This is a genomic window from Thermomonas sp. (genome assembly GCF_025993755.1).
Classification (GTDB): domain Bacteria; phylum Pseudomonadota; class Gammaproteobacteria; order Xanthomonadales; family Xanthomonadaceae; genus Thermomonas.
This window is the reverse complement of the sequence record NZ_JAMQHN010000200.1, coordinates 1-2144: the sequence shown is the minus strand read 5'-3', so window position 1 is coordinate 2144 and position 2144 is coordinate 1. Positions and strand designations below refer to the sequence as shown.

Sequence of the window (2144 nt, the reverse complement as noted above, 5' to 3'; positions counted from 1 at the left end):
CTCGGCGTTGCCCCGGGCGCTGTCGGCATCGCGATGGGCATTGTCCACGGTGATCTCGGCCACCAGATGACGGCCCGCCAGTTCCTGCTGGCGCCGGTAATCGCGCACCAGGTAGGCCGCGGTGCGCCGGGCAACCTGCAGCTCGGCGAGTTTCTCGCGCCAGGACGCCCTGAGGCCCTCGACCTCGGCATGCGCGCTGGCGAGTGCCGCCTGCGCATGGCGCAGGGCGACGCGCTGCTCGGCGTCGTCGAGCACCAGGATGCGCATCCCGGCGGTGACCGGCTGGTTCTCGCCCGCCAGCACGGCGCGCACGTTGGCCGTCAGCTGGGGCGCGACGTCGACCCGATCCTGCTGCACATAGGCGTTGTCGGTGGAGACGTAGCGGCCGCCGCTGGCGAACCAGGCGAACGCCAGCGCCAGGACCAGCGCCGGCACGACCCAGAGCAGCAGGGTTCGCAGCCATGGCCTGCGCCGCAGGGCCGGCGGCGCCCCGGCGTCCTCGTCCAGCGGCAAGGGCAATTCATCGACCATGGGAACGCTTCCCGGGTGCGGTGGCCTTGCCGGAGCTGAGGTTGTCGCGCACCCGGCCCAGCAGTCGCCAGAACGTCTCCTGCTCGGCTCGGCTCAACCCGCTCATGGCGCGGCGCCGGCTGGCATCCACCAGGGCGTGCATGCGGGCGATGGGCGCGCTGGCGGCGGGCGTGAGGAACAGGCGCATGGCACGCCGGTCGGCGGGATCCGGGGCGCGGCGTACCAGGCCCCGCTGCTCCAGCCGGTCGATCATCCGTCCGAGGGTCACTGGCGTGACGTCGAGCATGCTGGCCAGCTGGCGCTGGCTGCAGCCCTGGTCGCGGTCGAGGCAATAGAGCAGGCGCCAGAGCTCCGGCGTCAGCCGGTGCGCCTGCGCACCGCGCAGGAAATCGCGACGGATGAGGCGCAGCAGGTCGCTCAGCGCGAAGCCGAGGGAGCGCTCGCGGGCGCCGTCGAATGCCATCCGGTTGGCCATAAGCCATGGCAATAATAAGCAAGGCTAACTAATTGCACAATGCCGGCTGCAGGTGGTGGCATCACCTGGTCGGCGATGCGTGGGGCGTATCCGCGGTGGTGTGGCTAGCGCGCAGCGACCTGGTAGCGCCGCAGGCCGACGAAGGGCAGCGCCGTCACGCCGATGCACACCAGCAGCAGGCCGGCCAGCGAGCTCGACAGCCGGCCGAGCACCACGCTCAGCGGCTCCGGCACGTAGCTGAAGGCGGGGAACTGGTCGTAGTCGGCCGGCCGCAGCGGCTCGCGCCTGAGGAAGCGGCTGGCGAAGAAGTCGTTCCACTGGCCGCGGAAGCGGAAGGCCTGGTCGAGGAAGTCCTGGTAGCGGGCGGTGCTGGTGCCGGAGATCTCGTTCAGCGCCAGCTGCATCATGATCGCCGGGGACAGGTACTGGAAGCGCTGCACCAGGCCTTCCTGGTGCAGGGACTGCTCGCGGAACTGCTGGTAGAGGGGCAGCAGCGCCTGCTCGATGTTCGCGGCATTGGCCTGGGCGAGCGTCAGGAAGTCCATCGCCCGCTGGTCACCGGTGGGCACCTGGTCCATGTGCTCGGAATAGAAGCGGTCGAGCGCGCTGCCCATGTTCTTCTCGCCCGCGGTCTGCGCCTCGCGCGCGGCGACGATCAGGTCCATGCGCGACGGTGCCGGGTACAGCGTGGTCGCCAGCAGGCTGACCAGCGTCGGCACCACCACCACGAGGATCAGCCAGATGCCGGCGAGGATCGTGCCGTTGGTGGCCGAGCTGCGGCCGTAGACGTTGACCAGCACCGCCAGCGAAAACCAGAACAGGCTGTAGAGCAGGGTGGCGAGGATCCACAGCGCGAAGCGCAGCCAGGTCTCCGCCTGGTCGAGCTGCGTGCCCACGCCGAGCAACGCCAGGAGGCCGAAGCCCACCACCACCGCGAGGATCACCGCGGCCCGGGCGACGATCTTCGAGGCCATCAGTTCGCGCAGCGATACCGGGTGGGCGAGGATCATCGCCAGCGTGCCGCGTTCCTTCTCGCTGGACAGCAGGTCGTAGGTCATGGCGAGGATGAAGATCGGCAGCAGGAAGATGACCACGAAGGCGATGTCGAACGGCCCGGTCTGCAGGTTCACCGGGTTCT

At 69.7% G+C, this 2144-nt stretch carries 2 protein-coding genes and 1 pseudogene; all 3 read right to left on the bottom strand.

Annotated elements, in window-relative coordinates; translation table 11 throughout:
- Positions 1–531 (bottom strand): annotated as a pseudogene (locus Q0X16_RS13205) (hypothetical protein); the annotation flags it as partial.
- On the bottom strand, positions 521–994 hold the full coding sequence (locus Q0X16_RS13200; protein ID WP_297835315.1) for a MarR family transcriptional regulator: 474 nt from the start codon (positions 992–994) through the stop codon (positions 521–523). The pseudogene Q0X16_RS13205 and the gene Q0X16_RS13200, both read right to left, overlap by 11 nt.
- A 116-nt stretch (positions 995–1110) precedes the next feature.
- A partial coding sequence (locus tag Q0X16_RS13195) for a DUF3526 domain-containing protein (RefSeq protein ID WP_297835312.1) occupies positions 1111–2144 on the bottom strand: 1034 nt, incomplete at its 5' end.

Bases quoted from the DNA above. Each gene is read 5' to 3' on its own strand.
- Q0X16_RS13200 (WP_297835315.1), bottom strand. From the start codon at position 994: ATGGCATTCGACGGCGCCCGCGAGCGCTCCCTCGGCTTCGCGCTGAGC.